General features: G+C 65.1%; 19 protein-coding genes. 7 read left to right on the top strand and 12 right to left on the bottom strand.

Annotated features, from left to right (window positions below; all coding sequences use genetic code 11):
- Positions 1–14 precede the first annotated feature (14 nt).
- Positions 15–626 carry a sigma-70 family RNA polymerase sigma factor gene (locus ACWPMX_RS10750; protein ID WP_455700001.1) on the bottom strand — a complete coding sequence of 204 codons (612 nt, stop codon included), beginning with the start codon at positions 624–626 and terminating at the stop codon, positions 15–17.
- A complete protein-coding gene (locus ACWPMX_RS10745; protein WP_455700000.1) occupies positions 626–874 on the bottom strand; it encodes a NepR family anti-sigma factor in 249 nt (82 codons plus the stop codon). The genes ACWPMX_RS10750 and ACWPMX_RS10745 overlap by 1 nt, the downstream gene beginning before the upstream one ends.
- Positions 875–998: 124 nt before the next feature.
- Between ACWPMX_RS10745 and ACWPMX_RS10740 the strand changes: the two genes are divergently transcribed.
- Positions 999–2,690 (top strand): CHASE domain-containing protein, encoded by a 1,692-nt coding sequence (locus ACWPMX_RS10740; RefSeq protein WP_455699999.1) that lies wholly within the window; start codon positions 999–1,001, stop codon positions 2,688–2,690.
- Positions 2,691–2,736: 46 nt separating this feature from the next.
- On the opposite strand, the gene ACWPMX_RS10735 is transcribed toward ACWPMX_RS10740, so the two are convergent.
- The 3 genes from ACWPMX_RS10735 to ACWPMX_RS10725 all read right to left on the bottom strand — a co-directional run bounded on the left by ACWPMX_RS10735 (position 2,737) and on the right by ACWPMX_RS10725 (position 5,769).
- The gene (locus ACWPMX_RS10735) at positions 2,737–3,528 is read right to left on the bottom strand and encodes a response regulator (protein WP_455699998.1); all 792 of its coding nucleotides are present in this window, start codon (positions 3,526–3,528) and stop codon (positions 2,737–2,739) included.
- Positions 3,529–3,996: 468 nt separating this feature from the next.
- Positions 3,997–4,458, bottom strand: coding sequence for a response regulator (locus ACWPMX_RS10730; RefSeq protein ID WP_455699997.1), 462 nt, complete (start codon positions 4,456–4,458; stop codon positions 3,997–3,999).
- Positions 4,459–4,590: 132 nt separating this feature from the next.
- Entirely contained in the window at positions 4,591–5,769 is a 1,179-nt protein-coding gene (locus ACWPMX_RS10725; RefSeq protein ID WP_455699996.1) for an N-acetyltransferase, read from the bottom strand.
- A 73-nt stretch (positions 5,770–5,842) separates the two neighbouring features.
- On the opposite strand from ACWPMX_RS10725, the gene ACWPMX_RS10720 reads away from it, so the two are divergent.
- Positions 5,843–6,988 carry a fatty acid desaturase family protein gene (locus tag ACWPMX_RS10720; RefSeq protein ID WP_455699995.1) on the top strand — a complete coding sequence of 382 codons (1,146 nt, stop codon included), beginning with the start codon at positions 5,843–5,845 and terminating at the stop codon, positions 6,986–6,988.
- Positions 6,989–7,007: 19 nt separating this feature from the next.
- Here ACWPMX_RS10720 and ACWPMX_RS10715 read toward each other — a convergent pair whose 3' ends face one another.
- The 6 genes from ACWPMX_RS10715 to ACWPMX_RS10690 form a co-directional block, all read right to left on the bottom strand.
- Positions 7,008–7,214: a hypothetical protein gene (locus ACWPMX_RS10715; RefSeq protein ID WP_455699994.1), complete on the bottom strand. Its 207-nt coding sequence runs from the start codon at positions 7,212–7,214 to the stop codon at positions 7,008–7,010.
- A gap of 72 nt (positions 7,215–7,286) precedes the next feature.
- The gene (gene lptG, locus ACWPMX_RS10710) at positions 7,287–8,384 is read right to left on the bottom strand and encodes an LPS export ABC transporter permease LptG (protein ID WP_455699993.1); all 1,098 of its coding nucleotides are present in this window, start codon (positions 8,382–8,384) and stop codon (positions 7,287–7,289) included.
- 9 nt (positions 8,385–8,393) lie between these two features.
- Complete coding sequence (locus ACWPMX_RS10705) at positions 8,394–9,626, bottom strand: LptF/LptG family permease (RefSeq protein WP_455699992.1); 1,233 nt, start codon at positions 9,624–9,626, stop codon at positions 8,394–8,396.
- A 115-nt stretch (positions 9,627–9,741) separates the two neighbouring features.
- The gene (gene clpS, locus ACWPMX_RS10700) at positions 9,742–10,107 is read right to left on the bottom strand and encodes an ATP-dependent Clp protease adapter ClpS (protein ID WP_455699991.1); all 366 of its coding nucleotides are present in this window, start codon (positions 10,105–10,107) and stop codon (positions 9,742–9,744) included.
- 194 nt (positions 10,108–10,301) lie between these two features.
- Positions 10,302–11,165 carry a phasin family protein gene (locus ACWPMX_RS10695; protein ID WP_455699990.1) on the bottom strand — a complete coding sequence of 288 codons (864 nt, stop codon included), beginning with the start codon at positions 11,163–11,165 and terminating at the stop codon, positions 10,302–10,304.
- Between the two features lie 107 nt (positions 11,166–11,272).
- Positions 11,273–13,135: a PHA/PHB synthase family protein gene (locus tag ACWPMX_RS10690; RefSeq protein WP_455699989.1), complete on the bottom strand. Its 1,863-nt coding sequence runs from the start codon at positions 13,133–13,135 to the stop codon at positions 11,273–11,275.
- 96 nt (positions 13,136–13,231) lie between these two features.
- On the opposite strand from ACWPMX_RS10690, the gene ACWPMX_RS10685 reads away from it, so the two are divergent.
- The 5 genes from ACWPMX_RS10685 to ACWPMX_RS10665 all read left to right on the top strand — a co-directional run bounded on the left by ACWPMX_RS10685 (position 13,232) and on the right by ACWPMX_RS10665 (position 16,506).
- Positions 13,232–14,431 carry an LL-diaminopimelate aminotransferase gene (locus ACWPMX_RS10685; RefSeq protein WP_455699988.1) on the top strand — a complete coding sequence of 400 codons (1,200 nt, stop codon included), beginning with the start codon at positions 13,232–13,234 and terminating at the stop codon, positions 14,429–14,431.
- 94 nt (positions 14,432–14,525) lie between these two features.
- Entirely contained in the window at positions 14,526–15,080 is a 555-nt protein-coding gene (locus tag ACWPMX_RS10680; protein ID WP_455699987.1) for a helix-turn-helix domain-containing protein, read from the top strand.
- 31 nt (positions 15,081–15,111) lie between these two features.
- Complete coding sequence (locus ACWPMX_RS10675) at positions 15,112–15,450, top strand: hypothetical protein (protein WP_455699986.1); 339 nt, start codon at positions 15,112–15,114, stop codon at positions 15,448–15,450.
- A gap of 19 nt (positions 15,451–15,469) precedes the next feature.
- Positions 15,470–15,982 carry a hypothetical protein gene (locus ACWPMX_RS10670; protein ID WP_455699985.1) on the top strand — a complete coding sequence of 171 codons (513 nt, stop codon included), beginning with the start codon at positions 15,470–15,472 and terminating at the stop codon, positions 15,980–15,982.
- Entirely contained in the window at positions 15,922–16,506 is a 585-nt protein-coding gene (locus tag ACWPMX_RS10665; protein ID WP_455699984.1) for a JAB domain-containing protein, read from the top strand. The genes ACWPMX_RS10670 and ACWPMX_RS10665 overlap by 61 nt, the downstream gene beginning before the upstream one ends.
- 3 nt (positions 16,507–16,509) lie before the next feature.
- Here the strand turns inward: ACWPMX_RS10665 and ACWPMX_RS10660 are convergent, their stop codons facing one another.
- Positions 16,510–17,724: a UbiH/UbiF/VisC/COQ6 family ubiquinone biosynthesis hydroxylase gene (locus tag ACWPMX_RS10660; RefSeq protein ID WP_455699983.1), complete on the bottom strand. Its 1,215-nt coding sequence runs from the start codon at positions 17,722–17,724 to the stop codon at positions 16,510–16,512.
- Positions 17,725–17,742 lie beyond the last annotated feature (18 nt).

Here is a 17,742-nt window from a genome sequence, read left to right as displayed (position 1 = left end):
GTGCTTCGAGCCGTTCAGCGTGTCGGCTCGCTGACGCCGTTGCCCGCAGCCACTTCGTCGAGTTCTTCGAGAATAGCGCGGTGCGCGCTCACATCGTCGATCGCGCGTTGCGGGATGTCGCCGTCTTCGAGCATCGTGGTGAGCGCGGCACGGGCGCGGCCCACGCGGCTCTTGATGGTTCCGACCGCGCAGCCGCAGATCTCCGCAGCCTCTTCGTAGGAAAAGCCGCCGGCCCCCACGAGCAGTAGTGCTTCGCGCCGTTCGGGCGGCAACGTGAGGAGCGCGCGGCGCATGTCGCTGAGGTGGATCGGCTCTTCCTGCCCTGCGGGAGCGGTCAGGATGCGTTCCGCCACAGACTCGTCGAAGTCGCCCCGAAAGCGATTGCGGCGCATGTCGGTAAGGTAGGCGTTGCGCAGGATCACGAAGGTCCACGCCCGCATGCTGGTGCCCGGCTCGAACCGCTCCTGTGCGGCCCACGCCTTGAGCAGGGTCTCCTGCACGAGGTCATCCGCCATGTCGGGGCGACCGCAAAGGCCGCGCGCGAAGGCGCGGAGGTGCGGCACCACCTCGGTCAATTCGCGTTTGAAGTCGGCCTGCTCGGAGGCCGTCCGCTGATGGTCGGACATCAGTTCTTCTGATCCAGCTTCGACAGTAGATCCTTGAACGTGTCGGGAAGGGGCTCGTCGACAACCGAATCGTAGAGCTGGCGCAAGCCATTGGCCCAGCCGGGTGAGCCGGGTCCACGATCGGTTGAAGGCGCAGCAGTCGTAATTCTCTTGTCCTCTTTACGCGGAGGTATGGCGGATTTTCGCTTTTCCAATGTCAAGTCCCGCCCCTGGCAGCATTCAAACCAATTTTCCGGCCAACTCCGCACGCGCGCAGCTGCCGGGAAAACGAACCCGTGAAAATGGGGAACGAACCGCCTCTCCCTTGGTTCCCTCCTCACCCCGCATGTTTGCGAGCGGGTGGTTAGCACGGGAACGATCGGGGCGATCGAATTGGACAGTACCGATCAGAACCGCCGTCGGACACGCCGGTGGCTGGTATCCTATCCCCGCGCAACGCCTCTGGCGATCTTCGTACTCATCGCTGCGATCACAGCGCTGAGCGTATTCGCGATCGAGCGCGGCGAGCGGCGGCGCGAGGAAGCCCGCCTGACCGAGACGGTGCAGGTCGTTGCATCCGCCATCGAACGCCGGTCCAACACATCCGCCGCGTACCTGCGCGCAGGCGCGGCACTGTTCGGAACGGTCGAGGCCGTGCCGGCCAGCCTCTTCCGCCGGTTCGTGAGCGAGTTGCGGCTCGATTCCGACTATCGCGGCGCCGAGGGCGTCGGCTGGGCGGAAGCAATTTCCCCCGCCGAAATTCCTAGCTTCGAGGCGCAGGTGGCGGCCGAGCTGCCCGGGATGCCCAAGGTGCATCCCCAGCCGTCGGCAAGCCGCGGACAGGTCGTCCCGGTGACGTTTCTTCAGCCAGATACCGAGAGGAACCGCCGCGCGCTGGGCTTCGACATGTATTCCGATGCGCCGCGTCGCGAAGCCATGGACGAAGCCGAACGCACGCTTCGACCGACGGCCAGCGGCCGGGTCATTCTGGTGCAGGAGGGGACCGAGCAATCGCCCGGCTTCCTGATCTACATGCCGGTGTTCGACCAGATCGCGGGTGGCCGCCGCCTGAAGGGGTTCATCTACAGCCCGTTCAACGCGCAGGAATTCCTCTCATCGGCCATCCGTGACGAGACACGCGGCGGTATGGGGGTCAAGATCTTCGACGGCGAGTCACCCGACAGTGGCAACCTCCTCGCCGAACTGCCGGGTGAATCGACCACTGGCAGGATCGAAGGTCGCACGATCACCATCGCCAACCGACCGATGCTGCTGCAAGTCGAATCCTCGCGCGGCGCCCTGTTGTCGATGCTGTCGATGTTGACGCTGCTGTTCGGCCTGCTGGTCGCCAGCCTGCTGATGATCGTCGCGCGATTGCTGACGCAGCAGGCGGTCGAGGACCAGGCCTCGCTCGAATGGCTGGCGGAGCAGAACTCGATCCGCGACACGCTGACCCGCGAGCTCAATCACCGGGTCAAGAACACCTTGGCGAACGTCCTGTCGATCGTCAGCCTGACCCGCCGCCGTGCGAGCAGTCTCGATGATTTCGCGGAAGGACTCGACGGCCGCATCCGCGCACTGTCGGCAACGCACGATCTTCTCACCCAGTCCGAATGGGGCACGACCCCGATCCGCGCGGTCATAGAGGCGGAATTGGCGCCTTATGCGCGAGGCGAAGGTGTGCTCGAACTGGCCGGACCAAGCGTGGAGTTGGCACCGAACGACGCGCTGTCACTGGGGCTGGCGATTCACGAGCTTGCCACGAACGCCACGAAGTACGGCGCGCTGTCGACTGCCGGGGGGACCGTCCGGATCACCTGGGCACTCGACCGCGACGATCTTGCGAGCATTCGCTGGGTGGAGCGGGGCGGGCCGCCGGTACCCGCCGACCGTCCGCGCGGCTTCGGCACCGATCTGATCGAGAAGATCGTCGCGCACGAATTGCGCCACCCGGTCGATCTGCGGTTCGACGAGCAGGGCGTTACCTGCACCCTGTTCGTGCCCGTTCGACTGCCGAGCGACTTCGACCTGCGCGCGCGGCGCCACGCCCTTTCGCTCAAGGGTCCGGTGACGCCGACGGCCTAAAGGGAAGGGTTCTGCGGAACGCTCGGAGCGCCCCGCCGAAGCCAAGTCAGCCGAGCGGGCGGCTCGATCCGAAGAACAGCGCCTGGCTGATCGCCGCGCGAACGGTCGATTCCTGGAACGGCTTGGTGACCAGATACGTTGGCTCGGGCCGGTCACCGGTCAGCAGGCGTTCGGGGTAGGCGGTGATGAAGATCACCGGGACGCTGTCGATCGCAAGGATATCGTCGACGGCATCGAGGCCCGACGATCCGTCGGCAAGCTGGATATCTGCGAGGACCAGGCCGGGCGTCCGCTCGGCGACGACTTCCTGAGCCTGCGTGCGGGTCGCGGCAGTACCGCAAATTTCGTGTCCGAGCGAGCGCACGAGATCCTCGAGCTGCATCGAAATCAGGGGCTCGTCCTCGATGATGAGCACGCTGGTCGAGGATTCGCGATCGATCTCTTCTACCGCTTCCTGCACCATCGTTTCGATGTCGCGGGAGTCCATTTCCATGATCTCGGCCGCTTCGGGAACCGAAAAGTCCTCGAGCGTGGTCAGGAGCAGGGCCTGGCGGTTGAGCGGCGTGATCGTGCGGAGACGATCCTGCGCGGCGCCTTCATGACCCGAGCCGCCATCGGCGTCCGCCACTTCCAGGTAGGCACTCGCCCAGACCTTGTTGAACGCCTTGTAGAGCGGTACGCGACCGCCCGAGAGCGACGCCTTCAGATCGTCATCGGCAAGCGCAGCCTCTAGCGTTGCGCGAACAAACGCGTCGCCGGTGTGCTGCGAGCCGGTAAGCGCGCGCGCGTACCGGCGAAGATAAGGCAGATTGGCGGCGACTTGATCCCCGAGCGACATGCAGTCCCTTCCCGTTAATTACTCCGCACAAAACGTGATCCCCAAGGGATGGTTCCGCCTGCGCGCGTGTTTCGTGCCGGGCGCAGATAGGCCGCGGGAACCGAGATGAACAGGGGCGCATGGAAATGGGTTCGTGCAAGCAAACGGAATTCCGGCGGGGAGCCGGGTTTGGGTAATTTGTCCAGCACTAAAAATGACGTAAAATCAGTAGAGTATCTTAAAATTGCGATCGGGCCGCATTTTTTTCAGACAGTATGGGAACACCCTTTCGGGTCGAGCATTTTACCATTGTCACCGCCGAGACCCCCCCTCCCGTCCAAGCGGCTGGTGATACGATCCCGAAGGGCCTCCGCTCAGCCGAGCGGAGGCCTTTTTTTTTATTGGCGTTGGCCGTCGGTTTAACGACGGAAGGGCAGGAGGCCGCCTGATGTTGGCCCTAGGTCTCCAACCCGGTACTAGAGGTCGGCTTCAGCCCTTCTCGGGGGCTGCGCTTTCTTGCTTGGTCAGTACATCCTTGATCCGGGCGATCAGCCCGGCCCTTGGCGGACGGCGCAGGGCAGCGATCAATTCGCCGTGATCGTATGGCTTTTCGAGCACCGGGCCGAGATCGGCGATCTCCGTTGGAATGTCCTGCGGCGCTCCAGTCGAAAAAACGATCCGCGGCGGCTTGGGCCCGACCGAATTAACGAGTTCGGCGATCGCCCAGCCATCGTCGCGGTCGGCGAGATGGACGTCCAGCACGAGCGCATCGGGCTTGTGGTCGCGCAGTGCGGCCAGCGCCTCCGCCGAAGTCGGACAGATAGTGACCGATTTGGCACCCGCATCGAGCAGCGATCCTTCCAGAGCGAACGCGATCATCGCGTCGTCCTCGACGAGGAGGACGTGCCCCAGGGGCCGTGCTGCCGTTCGCTTTCCGGATCTCAATTCCAAGGTGAATGCCTCCCATCATGGGAAGCGACATGGCGGCTTCCGGTCGATTTTGCGAACGGGGAGGCCAGGTCGAGGTTCCCCCGCAAAAACCGCTTTGCGCCGCGCCGTGGCGCCCCTGCCACAAATAGCAGGTCAGAGTGCCTTGCGGTAGATCACGTATTCGCGGTTCACGTGGCTGTCGATCGCATCGGCAATGGCGACCATTCCCTGGTTGTCATCGAGGATCCATCCGATCTCGCCGCGCCTGGCATCGTAGCGAACGATCGCGTCGCGGCGGATGAGCTCGATCATCATGAAGGCGAGCTGGCTCGCCATGCGCGAGGATTGCAGTTTCTTGCGCACCCCCATCAGTGGCACGCGCATCGTGCGTACCTTGGGCTTGCGCAACCAGAGCAGCAGCTTCGCCCAGCCTAGCGGGAACAGGCTTCCCTTGAGCGGGGCAAGCACCTCGTTGAGATCGGGCAAGGTCATCATGAAGGCAACCGGCTCACCGTCGTACTCGGCCACGCGGATGAGGTCTTCGAATACGATCGGTTTGAACTTCTTGCCGGCGTAGGCGATCTCCGCCTCGGTGAAGGGCACGAAACCCCAGTTGTCCGACCAGGCATCGTTGAGGATGTCGAGGATCAGCCGCGCCTCCTCGTCGAAGCGCCACTTGTCGACGTGGCGGATGCGGATCCGTTCGTTTTTTTCGCCGGCTGCGACAATCCGCTGGATCAACGGCGGAAATTCCTTCCTGACGTCGAGTTCGTAGGTCAGCAGAGACTTCGCCGGCGCGTAGCCGCCGAGGCTATTGATCCAGTCGTCGTAGCGCTTGGACTGGTGGCCCATCATCACCGTTGGCGGATGGTCGTGGCCGCGCACGAGCTGGCCGGGTTCCTCCCAGATCGACATCGACAGCGGCGCAAGCACCTGCGTCATCCCCTTGCCGCGCAGCCAGTCTTCGGCGCGTGCGATCAGGGCGTGCGCGACCTCTTCGTCTTCCGCTTCGAGCAAACCCCAGTTACCAGTGCCGGGGCCCATCCCCTGTTCGGCCGGCTGGGCGAGCGCGAGGCGGTCGATGTGCGCGGAAATCCGCCCGACGACCCGGCCTCCCTCGCGCGCGAGCATCAGTTCGACGTCGGCATGTTCGAAGAACGGGTTCTTGCCGGGGGTGACGAGTTCGATCGCCTCCATCCTGAGCGGGGCGACCCAGTTCGGGTCCGATGCATTCAATCGATAAGCGAGATCGACGAATTCGCGGCGCTCGCGCTTGCTGGCCACCGGCGTGATCTCTATCTTGCGCATGCAGCCGCTTTTGACCTCGTTCATGTGGACGCGCTATGGGTGTCGCCGCCCGGCAGCGCCGGATAGGCCGCACACACCGCCTGGAAAAGCACAAAGTATGAATGCCGAACCTGCCCCTGCCACTCCCCGCACCTATTCTGGTGCGCGCGACGAGGACGACAAGGCGCTGCTGCGCGCCGCGGTCGAACTGACCCGCGACCTGGGCGAGGCACGCGCGGCGATCTACTGGCCCGACATGATCGGGTCGGCGGCGGTCGGCTATGCCGCGCTCGCCGGGGCGATCCTGTCTCCGGCGCTGTGGCTGACGATCCTGCTCGGCATCATCGCCGTGCTGTCCCTCTACCGCGCGCTGCTGTTCATTCATGAGCTGACGCACCTTCACCGCGACGCCCTGCCGGGATTTCGCACTGTGTGGAACCTCGTCGTCGGCATCCCGATGCTGATGCCGAGCTTCATGTACGAGGACGGCCACACGATCCACCATTCGCGCAAGCGATACGGCACGCCCGACGATCCCGAATACCTCCCGCTCGCGCTGATGAAGCCGTGGAGCCTGCCGCTGTTCGTGCTGATCGCACTGCTTGCCCCGGTCGGTTTGGTGATCCGTTACGGCGTGCTCGCGCCGTTCGGGCTGGTGATCCCGGCGGTGCGACGCATCAACTGGGAGCGCTTCTCGACCCTCGCGATAAACCCGGACTTCCGCCGACGGCCCCCCGCACCCGAGGACAAACGCCGTTTCGTCCTGCTCGAAACGGGCGCGGCGATCTGGGGCATGGTCATCGTCGCCAGCGTCTTCTGGATCGGCTGGCAGCCGTTGCTGGTGGCGCTCGCGGTGTTCTCCGCCGTTGCCGTCCTCAACCAGTTGCGCACGCTGGTCGCGCATCTGTGGGAGAACGAGGGCGAGCCGATGAGCGTGACCGCGCAGTACCTCGATACGGTGAACGTGCCGCCGCCCGGATACCTCGCTGCGCTGTGGGCACCGGTGGGCCTGCGCTATCACGCGCTGCACCACCTCCTGCCGTCGCTGCCGTATCATTCGCTGGGCGAGGCGCATCGGCGGCTGACAGCGCACGAATTGGCGCGCGAGACGTACGGACGTGCACACTATCGCGGTATGTCGCCTCTGGTCGGAAAGATTGCCGCGAGCACGATGCGTCGGCCGCGAACGCCTGACACTACAGGCGGGCACGAAAAAGGGGCCGCCTCCATGGAAGCGGCCCCCTCGAACGCCAGCCGCGGATAACCGCGACCGGGCGTGACGATTACATCGGAGTGGCGGTGTCCGTCGGCGCCGGAGCCGTTTCGGTGGCAGCCGCAGTGTCGGTCGCCACGGGAGCGGTTTCGGTCGGCATCGGCTCGGTCATCGCCGGCTCGGTCGCCATGTCGGTGGCGGGTGCTTCTTCCGGCGTGCTGTCGGCGCAGGCGGAAAGAGCAAGGGCAGCAAGGGCAGGAACGATAAACTTCTTCATAACCGAGACTCCAGGTTGGACCCAAGACTCAACTTATCAAAGCTGCCAAGGTTCCGCCACAATTTGTTCTAACTATTCTTCGGTTCGTACCAATACGGTCTCCCCGACCAGTGCGAACAGAACAAACGGCGCCCATGCGGCCAAGAGCGGCGGGTAGCCGCCGAAATTGCCCATCGCCAGCGCGGCGTTGTCGACCACGAAATAGGCGAAGCCGAGTGCCATGCCGATCACTGCACGCACGAACACTTGCCCCGATCGCGCAAGGCCGAACGCCGCGACGGCGCCAAGCAGCGGCATCAGGACCGACGACAGCGGACTCACGAGCTTGTGCCACCATTTCGACTTGAGCTCGGCGGTGCGCCGGCCGGCCTCGTCATAGTCGGCAATCGCGCCGCGCAGTGACCAGAACGATGTGCCGTCGGCATCCACGCTGCCCAGCGCGACCTGCTCGGGCGTGATCTGCGGCGCTACGACCGTTTCGCCGATCTTCGAGGACCGCGCACTGGCGACCTCGAAGCGAATCGCATCATCGAGCTTCCAGCCTTCGCCGGTCCACGTGCCGCGAGCGCTGCGCAGTTGCTCGGCGATCGCGCCGCTCGGGGCTCGGCGGTAAAAGGTCACCCCGGTCAATTCGGTTGCTGCGCCGGTTCCCGTGACCGTCGCTGCCGCGAGGATATCGCTGCCTTCGCTCAGGTACACGTTCGAGCGAACTCCGGAATCCTTCGGCACCGCCTTGAACTCGTTGGCATCCCACGCCTTGAGCGTGGCCGTCGCCCGCGTGACGACGCGTTCGTTGAACACGAAACTGGCGGTCCCGACGACGAAGGCGGTGAGGAGCAAAGGTGCGAGCACCTGGTGCGCACTCATGCCGGCAGCCTTCATGGCCACCACTTCGCTGTTCTGGTTGAGGCCGACCAGCGTGATAATCGTCGCCAGCAGCACCGAATAGGGCAGGAACCGCGCGATGAGCTGCGGCATCCGCAGCCCCGCATACGTCAGGATTTCGGCCTGTCCGTTGCCCGGCACCGCGAGAATTTTGCCCGTCGCGGTGAGCAGGTCGAGCATCAGCAGCACCAGCACGAGCATCACGAGCACCGCGAGGATGCGCACGATGAACATCTTGCCGAGATAGAGCGTCAGGGTCCGCGAGGGAAAGAAGTCGAACTGCATCGGATCCCGTTACTCTGCCGGCGCCAGAGCGGGCGGCGCAGGCGGGCGGCGGCGCATGAGCCTGCGCACCTGTTTGCCGACTTTCGCAAAGAACGTCTCGAGCGCGCCGATCGCCTGCCCACCCGGGACATAGGCGACCCGCCAGTACATCCACACAATGAGCGCCGCGAACAGCGCGAACGGAACCCACAATGCCAGCGTCGGGTCGACGCGACCGAGCATCGCGTAGTCCTCGGCGTACTGATTGATCTTGTGATACGCGACGACCATCACGATCGATACGAAGACGCCAAGGGCGCTGGTCGATCGCTTGGGCGGAATGGCGAGCGCCACCGCGAGCAGCGGCATGAGGAACATCATCACCACTTCCACCAGCCGGAAGTTGAAGCTCGCCTGGCTGCCGGTCTGCGCTTCTCGATCGGCCCCGGCATTGTCGCCCCACCCGAGGCGCAGGAGTTCCGGCAGGATATATTCTCGCGTCTCGTCGCCGCGCGCGCGGAATCGCTCGATCGCGGGCAGGTCGATCGGCAAATCGTGGCGGGTGAAGCTGAGCACGCGCGGAGTGGTCGATCCACCCATGTCCTGCACGATGGTCCCGTCCGTGAGCCGGAAGATGATCGTGTCCGGGTTGTCGCGCGTGGCGAGAAAGGCACCTTCCTTGGCCGAGATCGACAGCACCTGCCCTTTGTCGTTCGCCACTCGCGCGAAGATGCCGACGAGCCGGCGTCCGTCGTCTTCGCTGTGATCGATGCGCAGGGCCATGCGGTCCTTGAGCGTGGTGAACTCGCCGACCTTGATCGACGCGCCGAGCGCACCCGACTGCAGTTCGTATTCGAGCCGTTCGTACCAATAGCGGCTGATCGGCTGGACGTAGAAAACCAGCGCGATGTTGACCGCCACCAGGACGAGCGCGATGGCGTAGGGTACCCGCAGCAACCGGCCATAGCCCTGGCCGACGGCGCGCATCACGTCGAGTTCGCTCGATGTCGCGAGCTTGCGGAATGCCATCAGTACGCCGAGCAGCAGTCCCAGCGGGATCGCCAGGCTGGCGTATTCGGGCATCATGGTGGCCAGCATCTTGAACACGACGCCGATCGGTCCGCCCTGGATCGCCACGAAGTCGAGCAGCCGAAGCATCTTGTCGAGCACCAGCAGCGAGGCCGCCAACACGAACACGCCGACCATCGGCACGACGGTCAGGCGCAGGATGTAGCGGTCTATTGCGGGCAAGAAGCGGAACAAGGGGTAGGGCAGCTCTCTGGCAATCGTGGCGCGGCCTTAGCGGCAAATCGATCGCCGGTCATGCCTGTTAGTGTCCGTCAACGCGCGAAATACGCCCGCGGTTTCGCTCGGGCGCTCAGGCCTTTTCCAGCGTGCACTGGAGCGGGTGCTGGTTCTGGCGCGCGAAGTCCATCACCTGGTTCACCTTGGTCTCGGCCACCTCGTAGGGAAATACGCCGCACACACCGACTCCGCGCTGGTGGACGTGAAGCATCACCCGGGTCGCCTGTTCGAGATCCATTCGGAAGAACCGCTTGAGGACCATCACCACGAATTCCATCGGTGTGTAGTCGTCGTTCAGCAACAGCACCTTGTACTGGCTCGGTTTCTTGGGTTTGGCGCGGGTCTTGGTGGCGACACCGACCTGTTCGCCGGTATCGCTGTCCTCGTCGTGCCCGGCGGCGCGGATGGTCAGCGGGAAGTGGGTGAGGCGGTCGGTCATCGGGCTCGCAATATCGTATCGGAACGGCTGGCCGCAAGATGCACCCGTGCGGTTAAGCTCTCGCGAATGCCGCGCGATCGTCCGAAAGGCGCTCAAACGGCAACGGGCCGGACGGCTTGTGACCGTCCGACCCGCTCGATGGGCGCACCAGCAGGAGAGGAGAGAAGTGGTGCGCTTGTCCGTATCGAAGTGGCTTACGCCGCCTTCGAAATCTTCTCGGCCGCCAGGCTCATGCGGTTCGACAGCGGCGCGAAGGCCTCGTTGGCGAGCTTCATCGAGACTTCGGCGTTCTTCGAGTAGTGCGCAACGGCAGCGTCGAAGTTGCGACGGGCAATTTCGCCCTGCAGCTTGAACAGCTCGGCCGGGCTCTTGATCGCGGCCATCGCCTTGAGGTCGGCGGTCGCGGTCTCGAAGGCGCCCTTGGCGGCTTCGACTTCGCCGCGGGCCATGTCCTGGACGCCGGCGCCGAGGATCTTGCCCGACTCGACGATCGCTTCGACGTTGCCCTTGGTGAACTCGGTCACGTGGCCGGCATAGGCCTGCATCTTGTCATAGGCGGCCTTGGCCTTGGTCTGCGCGTCGGCAGCCATGTCCTTGACGGTCTTGGTGAAATCGGTGGTCTTGGCAGTGGCCATGATCTTGTCCTTCAGCTTGGAAACGGGGGTGATGACGGGTGTCTTGGCAATCTTCGCGGCCTTGGGCGCGGCGGGCTTGGCAGCCGGCTTGACCTTGGCAACGACCTTCTTCCGCGCCTTGACGACCTTCTTGACCGGTGCGCTCTTGGCGGCCGGGGCAGTCGGTTTCGGCGTGGTCTTCCTGGCAGCAGCCGGCTTCTTCGCCTTCGCGGCCTTCTTGACCGGCGCAGCCTTCACGGCGGCAACGGCCTTGTCGATCTTGGGCGCGGCGGCCGGTGCAGGCGTGGCCGCGACCGGCGTTTCCGCCTTCTTCGCTTCGACGACGGGAGCCTTGGGACTCACTTCGCTCGCCGCTTCGGCATAGGCCTTTTCAGCGGCAGCATCGGCCTTCGCGGTATCGACTTTGTCGGCAGCAGTGGCCATTGACTTCGCTCCTATGTTGCACTGCACAAAGTAGGCATTGCAAGCGCGAAGTCAAGAATTTTTTGTGCAGTGCACCATATCGCGAAATCGATCGCGATTGCAGTGTATTAGCGGGTTTTCACGTAGCGCCCCGGAGCGTCCTCGATCACCGAATCACCCTTTTCGCCCGGCCGCCGCTTGCCCGTCGCCGGCACCGTTTTGTCATCACGATCGCCGAGCCATGCGCGCCAGTGCGGCCACCAGCTACCCTTGTGCTCGGTCGATTCCGCGACGAAGGCATCGAGGCTTTGCGCGGCGCTGTCGCCCGTCCAGTATTGGTACTTGCCGGCATCGGGATGGTTGACGACACCGGCGATGTGGCCCGATCCGGCCAGGATGAAGGTCGTGTCGCCGCGCACGTGGCGGGTCATCCGCCAGACGCTTTCGGCAGGTGCGATGTGGTCCTCGCGTCCGGCCTGGATGTATATCGGCGTCTCGATACGGGTGAGGTCGATCGGCGTACCGTCCGCCTCCATCTGGTCGGGAACGACGAGCTTGTTGCCGCGATAGAGGTCGCGCAGATACGCGCTGTGCCACTTCGCGGGCAGGTTGGTGACATCGCCGTTCCAGTGCAGCAGGTCGAAGGCGGGGTAGTCTTCGCCCAACAGGTAGTTGTTGACGACATAGTTCCAGATCAGGTCGCGGCCGCGCAGGAGGTTGAACGTCGCTGCCATGTAGCGCCCGTCGAGATACCCGTCCTGCGACAGATTGCCGATCATCTCCAGCTGGCCCTCGTCGATGAAGTTCTTGAGTTCGCCCGCCCGCTCGAAATCGACCTGCGCGGTGAAGAACGTGGCGCTTGCCACCTTGTCGGCTTCGCCGCGGCGCGCAAGGATCGCGAGGGTCGCCGCCAGCGTGGTTCCGGCGACGCAGTAGCCGATCGTATGGACCGACTTCGTACCGAGCCTCTCGCGGATCGTGTCGATGGCGTCCATCTGGGCGCGGATGTAATCATCCCAGACCACGTCCTTCATGCTCGCGTCGGCCGACTTCCAGCTCGTCACGAACACCGTCAGGCCCTGATCGACGGCCCACTTGATGAAGCTCTTCTTGGGCGTGAGGTCGAGGATGTAGAACCGGTTGATCCACGGCGGGAAGATCACCAGCGGCGTTTCCAGCACGGTCTCGGTGGTGGGGCTGTACTGGATCAGCTGGTAGAGCGGCGCTTCGTGGACGACCTTGCCCGGGGTCGTTGCGATGTTCTCGCCCAGCCGGAACGCGTCGGCATCGGTGTGGGTGAGCTGCCCGCGCTCGAGATCCTTGATGAGGTGCTGCATCCCCTTGACGAGGTTGGCGCCCTTGGAATCGATCGTCCGCTGGAGCACGACAGGGTTGGTCGCCAGGAAATTGTCCGGACTCATCGCTTCAAGAAGGGCGCGCGTGGCGAACGTCAGTTGCTCCTTCTTCTCGGGATCTACCCCGGCAACCTGGTCGGCTGCGTTGAGCATGTAGTCTGCCACCATCAGGTATGTCTGGTGGAGCAGCGCGAAGGCCGGATGATTGCGCCACGCCGGATCGGCGAATCGGCGATCGCTATGCGGCAGTTCGGCCGGCTCCTCGCTGCTGCCGAGCGAATTGCCCATCACCCCCTGCCACAGCGCCATGCTGTCCTCGATCAGCTTCTGCTGGGCAGCCATGCCCTGCTGCGCCCGCGCCTGCCAGCTTTGGGCCCAGCCCTGGCTCATCATCATGAACTGGGCCGGATCGATCGGCATTCCCCCTTCCGCTGCGGCGCGCGCCTTGTCGCCGACGAAGGCGAGCCACATCGATTGCAGCTTTTGCGCGGTCTCGGCCCATTCGGACACCTCGGTCCAGTCGCGCATGACGGGGGCGGAGGCAGGGACGAACTGGCTCCACATCTCGCGCATCGCCTCGCCCTGCATGTCGAACAGACCGGAAAACGGGTCAGTCGGGCTGGAATTCTCGGCCATCGGTGATCCTTCGCTTTGCAAGGCTGTTTCGCCGCGATGCGGAATCGCTTACAGCCCATCTCCCGCAAACGCATCCTAACCATAGTATCGAGAACGATGAACGACGAATTCTATCGCATGAAGCGCCTGCCGCCTTACGTCATTGCCGAAGTCAACGGCATGCGGGCAGCAGCGCGTGCGGCAGGTCGCGACATCATCGACCTCGGCATGGGCAATCCGGACCTGCCGCCGCCGCAGCACGTGATCGACAAGCTGTGCGAGGTCGCGCAGAAGCCGAACGCGCACGGCTACTCGCAATCGAAGGGGATTCCGGGGCTGCGCCGCGCCCAGGCGAACTACTACGGGCGCCGCTTCGGGGTCGATCTCGACCCGGAAACCGAGGTTGTGGTCACGATGGGTTCGAAGGAGGGCCTAGCCAGCCTCGCCACCGCGATCACCGCGCCCGGCGACGTCGTGCTGGCTCCCAATCCCAGCTACCCGATCCATACCTTCGGGTTCATCATCGCCGGGGCGACGATCCGCAGCGTGCCCACGACGCCGGACGAGAACTATTTCCGCAGCCTCGAGCGCGCGATGGCCTTTACCGTCCCGCGGCCGAGCATCCTCGTGGTGAACTACCCGTCGAATCCCACTGCCGAGACCGTCGGGATCGACTTCTACGAGCGCCTGGTCGCCTGGGCGCGGGAGAACAAGGTCTGGATCCTGTCCGACCTCGCCTATTCCGAACTCTACTTCGACGGCAATCCGACCGTCTCGATCCTGCAGGTAAAGGGCGCCAAGGACGTCGCGGTGGAGTTTACCTCGCTGTCGAAGACCTTCTCGATGGCGGGTTGGCGGATCGGTTTCGCGGTCGGCAACAGGGACCTCATTGCCGCGATGACGCGGGTGAAGAGCTATCTCGACTATGGCGCCTTCACCCCGATCCAGGCGGCGGCCTGCGCGGCGCTCAACGGGCCGCAGGACATCGTGGAGAAGAACCGCCAACTCTACCACAAGCGCCGCGATGTGCTGGTCGAGGTGATGGGCCGGGCCGGCTGGGACATTCCGCCGCCACCCGCTTCGATGTTCGCCTGGGCCCCCTTGCCGCCCGCGCTCAAGCACATGGGCAGCCTCGAGTTCTCCAAGCAGATGCTCATGCATGCCGAAGTCGCGGTCGCACCGGGGGTGGGCTATGGCGAGGACGGCGAAGGGTTCGTGCGCATCGCGCTGGTCGAGAACGAGCAGCGTTTGCGGCAGGCGGCCCGCAACGTGAAGCGCTGGTTCCAGTCGATGGGTATCAACGCCAGCGCCGCTTGACGTTACGGAACACGCGCTGCTTGAGCTGCGTTGTGGACGTTGCCGCATTGCGGTATGTCAACCGTATTAGCCGATCCGGTAATTCGAGGACCCCATGTCGGTCGTGACCCAGCGTGACCTTACCGATCGCGAGCGCGCGGTGCTCGACGGCATCGACCGTCGGCTGCCACTCAAGGCGATTGCGTCCGAACTCGGCATTTCGGAATCGCGGGTCAACCAGCACGTGCGCGCGCTCAAGGAGCGGTACGGCGTCAATGCCCTCTCCGACCTGGTCGACGCCTGGCGCGCGAGCGACGGCGGAGCGGCTGCAGAAACCGATTACAGAAATTCTGCATGGAGAAATCCGCAGATTCCGGCCGCGGCGATCAGTCGCGAGAACGGACCCCGGGTCGCACCCGGGGAATTCGTTCTCGCCGACGCGGCGCTCTATGCGATCGAGACGCCGTGGTCAGTGGAGACCGGTCCCCGGGTAGTCCCCGGGATGCTCGATGGTGACAACGCCGTCCTCATCCGGCTTGCCGTCATCATCGGGATTGCATTCGGGCTTGTTGCCGCGATCGTCCTGGTGGTGACGGCCTCGCTCTCTCTGAGTGCGATGCTGGAAGGAACGGCCACCGTACCCGAACCCACTTCCGACCCGGCCGGGTGAGCGACGGCGGGGCACCGCCGGAGCTCACACCATGTCCCACACCGTCCGCGAAGATGCCCTCTCCATCCGCAAGCTCATCCGCGAGGCCGAGGCCGTCAGTGATGAAATGATGATCGCCTGCGCCCGCCTGAAGCAGGCGATGGTGCGGGCCCGCCAGAATCCCGAGGTGTCGATCGACGCCGGCCAGCGCGCGTTGATGCGGCTCGGTCAGGCGGAGAACCAGGCGCTCGCGCTTTCGACCAGCCTGCTGCGCGTCCACGACGAGCTGAGCAAGGTCGCCCGTGAGACGATGGGCGTAGAGGATGGCCAGATGGACACGGTCGTCAATCCGTCGGCAATCGCCGCCGAACCGGCCTTGATCGAAGTCTGAGGCAAGGTACGGAGCGTGGATGATTTTGGGTCTATCCGAAGTTCGGCTGTGGCTGCAGATCGCCGCCATCGTCGCACTGGTGATCGCCTCCTGGCGATACGGATCGGATCCGGAACGCATCCTGGCGGGCACGCTCGCCGGAATGATGGTCGTAGACAGCGGATACCATGCGCTGCTCGAAGGCCGCGGCTTCATGCCGTCACCCGAAGTCATCCACCTCGGTATCGACCTGATCGCGCTGGCGATCGCCACCGCCGTCGCGCTACTCGCTAACCGGTTCTACCCGCTATGGTTCGCCGCATTTCAGCTCATCGCCCTGATGGCCCATTTCGCGAACGAAATGGCGCCGGGCGTGGCGCGCCTGGCATACGGGATCATGTATATCGGCCCGTCGTATTTTCAGATCATCCTGCTGGCCGGGGGCATCTGGTTCCATCGTCGGCGGGTGCGACGGCACGGCCCCTATCGGTCGTGGCGGACCTCCTCACCCCGTTCGCGGGTGACGCCGCCGGGGAACTGGCCGAACGCCTGATCGGCCGGTTCGGCTCGCTGGCACGGGCGCTTGCTGCGGACCCGGCGCAGCTCGCCGCAGCCGCCAAGGGGCACGAGCGCGCCTGCCTCGCCATCGCCGGCGCCCGCCGGCTGGTCGAGGCTGCTCTCGATGAGGAACTGGTCCGCGCTCCGGTCGACGCGGCCGACCCGGCGCTCCATCGCTATCTTCGCTCCCATCTTGCCGGAGGGGCGACCGAACGCCTCCACGTCATCTACTGCGATCGCTCGCGCGGGTATCTCGCGGACGAGACGGTGGCGAGCGGCGACAGACGCCAGATCGAGACGCGCGCCCGGCCGGTCATCGAACGCGCGCTGGCGCTGGGGGCCGACGGCTTCCTGCTCGCGCACAACCATCCCTCGGGAATCTGCCGGCCGAGCCCGCAGGATATCTCCGGCACGCGCCGGTTGCAGGGAATCGCGGAGGCGCTCGAACTGACGCTGGTCGATCACCTGATCGTGACCCGCCGCGCCGTCTACAGCATGCGCGCGGGCGGCTGCCTCTAGCTTTCAGGCTTTCAGCAAATCGGGCAGTGCGCCGGATACGCCGCGCGCCTCGTCCATGAACCAGTGCTTCAGCGGCACCGCGCGCTGGACCCCGGCCATGCCGAATCGCCGCACCGCGCTGGCAGCCTTGCCGGGCACGCCGAACAGTCGGGTCAGACCGTCGGTCGCCAGCGCGACGGAAAAAGCATCGAGCCCGCGCCAGCGTTCGTAACGGGCGAGGAGCTGGGCATCGCCCGGCTCGAGCCCGAGGCGCATACCCTCGACCAGCACTTCGACCAGCGCACCGACGTCGCGCAGGCCCAGGTTGAGGCCTTGCCCGGCGATGGGGTGGATGCCGTGCGCGGCGTCGCCCACCAGCACGAGGCGGTCGGCGGTGATCGTGGCGGTGTGGTGGAAACCGAGCGGAAATGATGAACGCGGTCCGACCGCCGTGACTGCGCCGAGGATGTCGCCCATGCGCTTGTCCACTTCGGCAAGGAAGGCGCGGTCGCCCAGCTTCAGCACGCCCGCGGCGTCCTTCTCGTCGACCGTCCAGACAAGCGCGCTGCGGTGCGCGCCGTCGGCCCCGTCCTGCATCGGCAGCAAGGCGAACGGTCCTGCCGGCCAGAATATCTCCCACGCGGTGCCTTCGTGCGGGCGGGCATGGGTCAGCCCGGCGATGATCGCGCGGTGGCGATAGTCCCAGGTCGCGACCGCGAGCCCGGCGCCCTCGCGCGTCGGCGAGCGGCGGCCCTCGGCAGCGACGAGGAGACTGCCGGAGAGCGTGCGTCCACCCGCCAGGCGAACCGTCACGCCGTGAATGCCGCGCGTACGATCGGCCACTTCGCTGCCCGGATGGAAGGCGATCAGCGGCTGGTCCTTCGCCGCCTCGTACAGCGCGAGGCGCAGGCGGCGGTTCTCGAACATCCGACCGAGCGAGCCTTCGTGCTCCTCGGGCACGAAATCGATCCGACCGGGCTTCAACTGGTCGCTGACCGCGATCCGTTCGATCGGGCAGGCGAACGGTTCGAGCGCGCCGGCAAGCCCGATGTTGCCCAGCAGGTTCCAGCTCGCGGTCGAGATCGCGCTGGCGCGGCCGTCGAATCCTTCGGCGGTCAGGTCGGCAGGATCGGCGCGGTCGACGACATGGCTGGAGATGCCCTTCGACGCCGCCGTTAGCGCGAGCGTCATGCCGACGAGCCCGCCGCCGAGGATCACGAGGTCGCGCTTGTCGTCCATGGGTCCCGGCCCTAGAGC

It is taken from the genome of Tsuneonella sp. HG094 (assembly GCF_053819285.1).
The sequence above is the reverse complement of the archived record's forward strand: the minus strand, read 5'-3'. Positions and strand labels throughout refer to the sequence as shown.

What these genes read in the sequence shown, in the direction of transcription:
- ACWPMX_RS10715 (WP_455699994.1), bottom strand. Translation starts at nt 7,214, where the DNA reads ATGAAGAAGTTTATCGTTCCTGCCCTTGCTGCCCTTGCTCTTTCCGCC.
- ACWPMX_RS10685 (WP_455699988.1), top strand. Translation starts at nt 13,232, where the DNA reads ATGAACGACGAATTCTATCGCATGAAGCGCCTGCCGCCTTACGTCATT.
- ACWPMX_RS10680 (WP_455699987.1), top strand. Translation starts at nt 14,526, where the DNA reads ATGTCGGTCGTGACCCAGCGTGACCTTACCGATCGCGAGCGCGCGGTG.
- ACWPMX_RS10690 (WP_455699989.1), bottom strand. Translation starts at nt 13,135, where the DNA reads ATGGCCGAGAATTCCAGCCCGACTGACCCGTTTTCCGGTCTGTTCGAC.
- lptG (WP_455699993.1), bottom strand. Translation starts at nt 8,384, where the DNA reads ATGCAGTTCGACTTCTTTCCCTCGCGGACCCTGACGCTCTATCTCGGC.
- clpS (WP_455699991.1), bottom strand. Translation starts at nt 10,107, where the DNA reads ATGACCGACCGCCTCACCCACTTCCCGCTGACCATCCGCGCCGCCGGG.
- ACWPMX_RS10735 (WP_455699998.1), bottom strand. Translation starts at nt 3,528, where the DNA reads ATGTCGCTCGGGGATCAAGTCGCCGCCAATCTGCCTTATCTTCGCCGG.
- ACWPMX_RS10695 (WP_455699990.1), bottom strand. Translation starts at nt 11,165, where the DNA reads ATGGCCACTGCTGCCGACAAAGTCGATACCGCGAAGGCCGATGCTGCC.
- ACWPMX_RS10670 (WP_455699985.1), top strand. Translation starts at nt 15,470, where the DNA reads ATGATTTTGGGTCTATCCGAAGTTCGGCTGTGGCTGCAGATCGCCGCC.
- ACWPMX_RS10660 (WP_455699983.1), bottom strand. Translation starts at nt 17,724, where the DNA reads ATGGACGACAAGCGCGACCTCGTGATCCTCGGCGGCGGGCTCGTCGGC.
- ACWPMX_RS10720 (WP_455699995.1), top strand. Translation starts at nt 5,843, where the DNA reads ATGAATGCCGAACCTGCCCCTGCCACTCCCCGCACCTATTCTGGTGCG.
- ACWPMX_RS10750 (WP_455700001.1), bottom strand. Translation starts at nt 626, where the DNA reads ATGTCCGACCATCAGCGGACGGCCTCCGAGCAGGCCGACTTCAAACGC.
- ACWPMX_RS10675 (WP_455699986.1), top strand. Translation starts at nt 15,112, where the DNA reads ATGTCCCACACCGTCCGCGAAGATGCCCTCTCCATCCGCAAGCTCATC.
- ACWPMX_RS10725 (WP_455699996.1), bottom strand. Translation starts at nt 5,769, where the DNA reads ATGAACGAGGTCAAAAGCGGCTGCATGCGCAAGATAGAGATCACGCCG.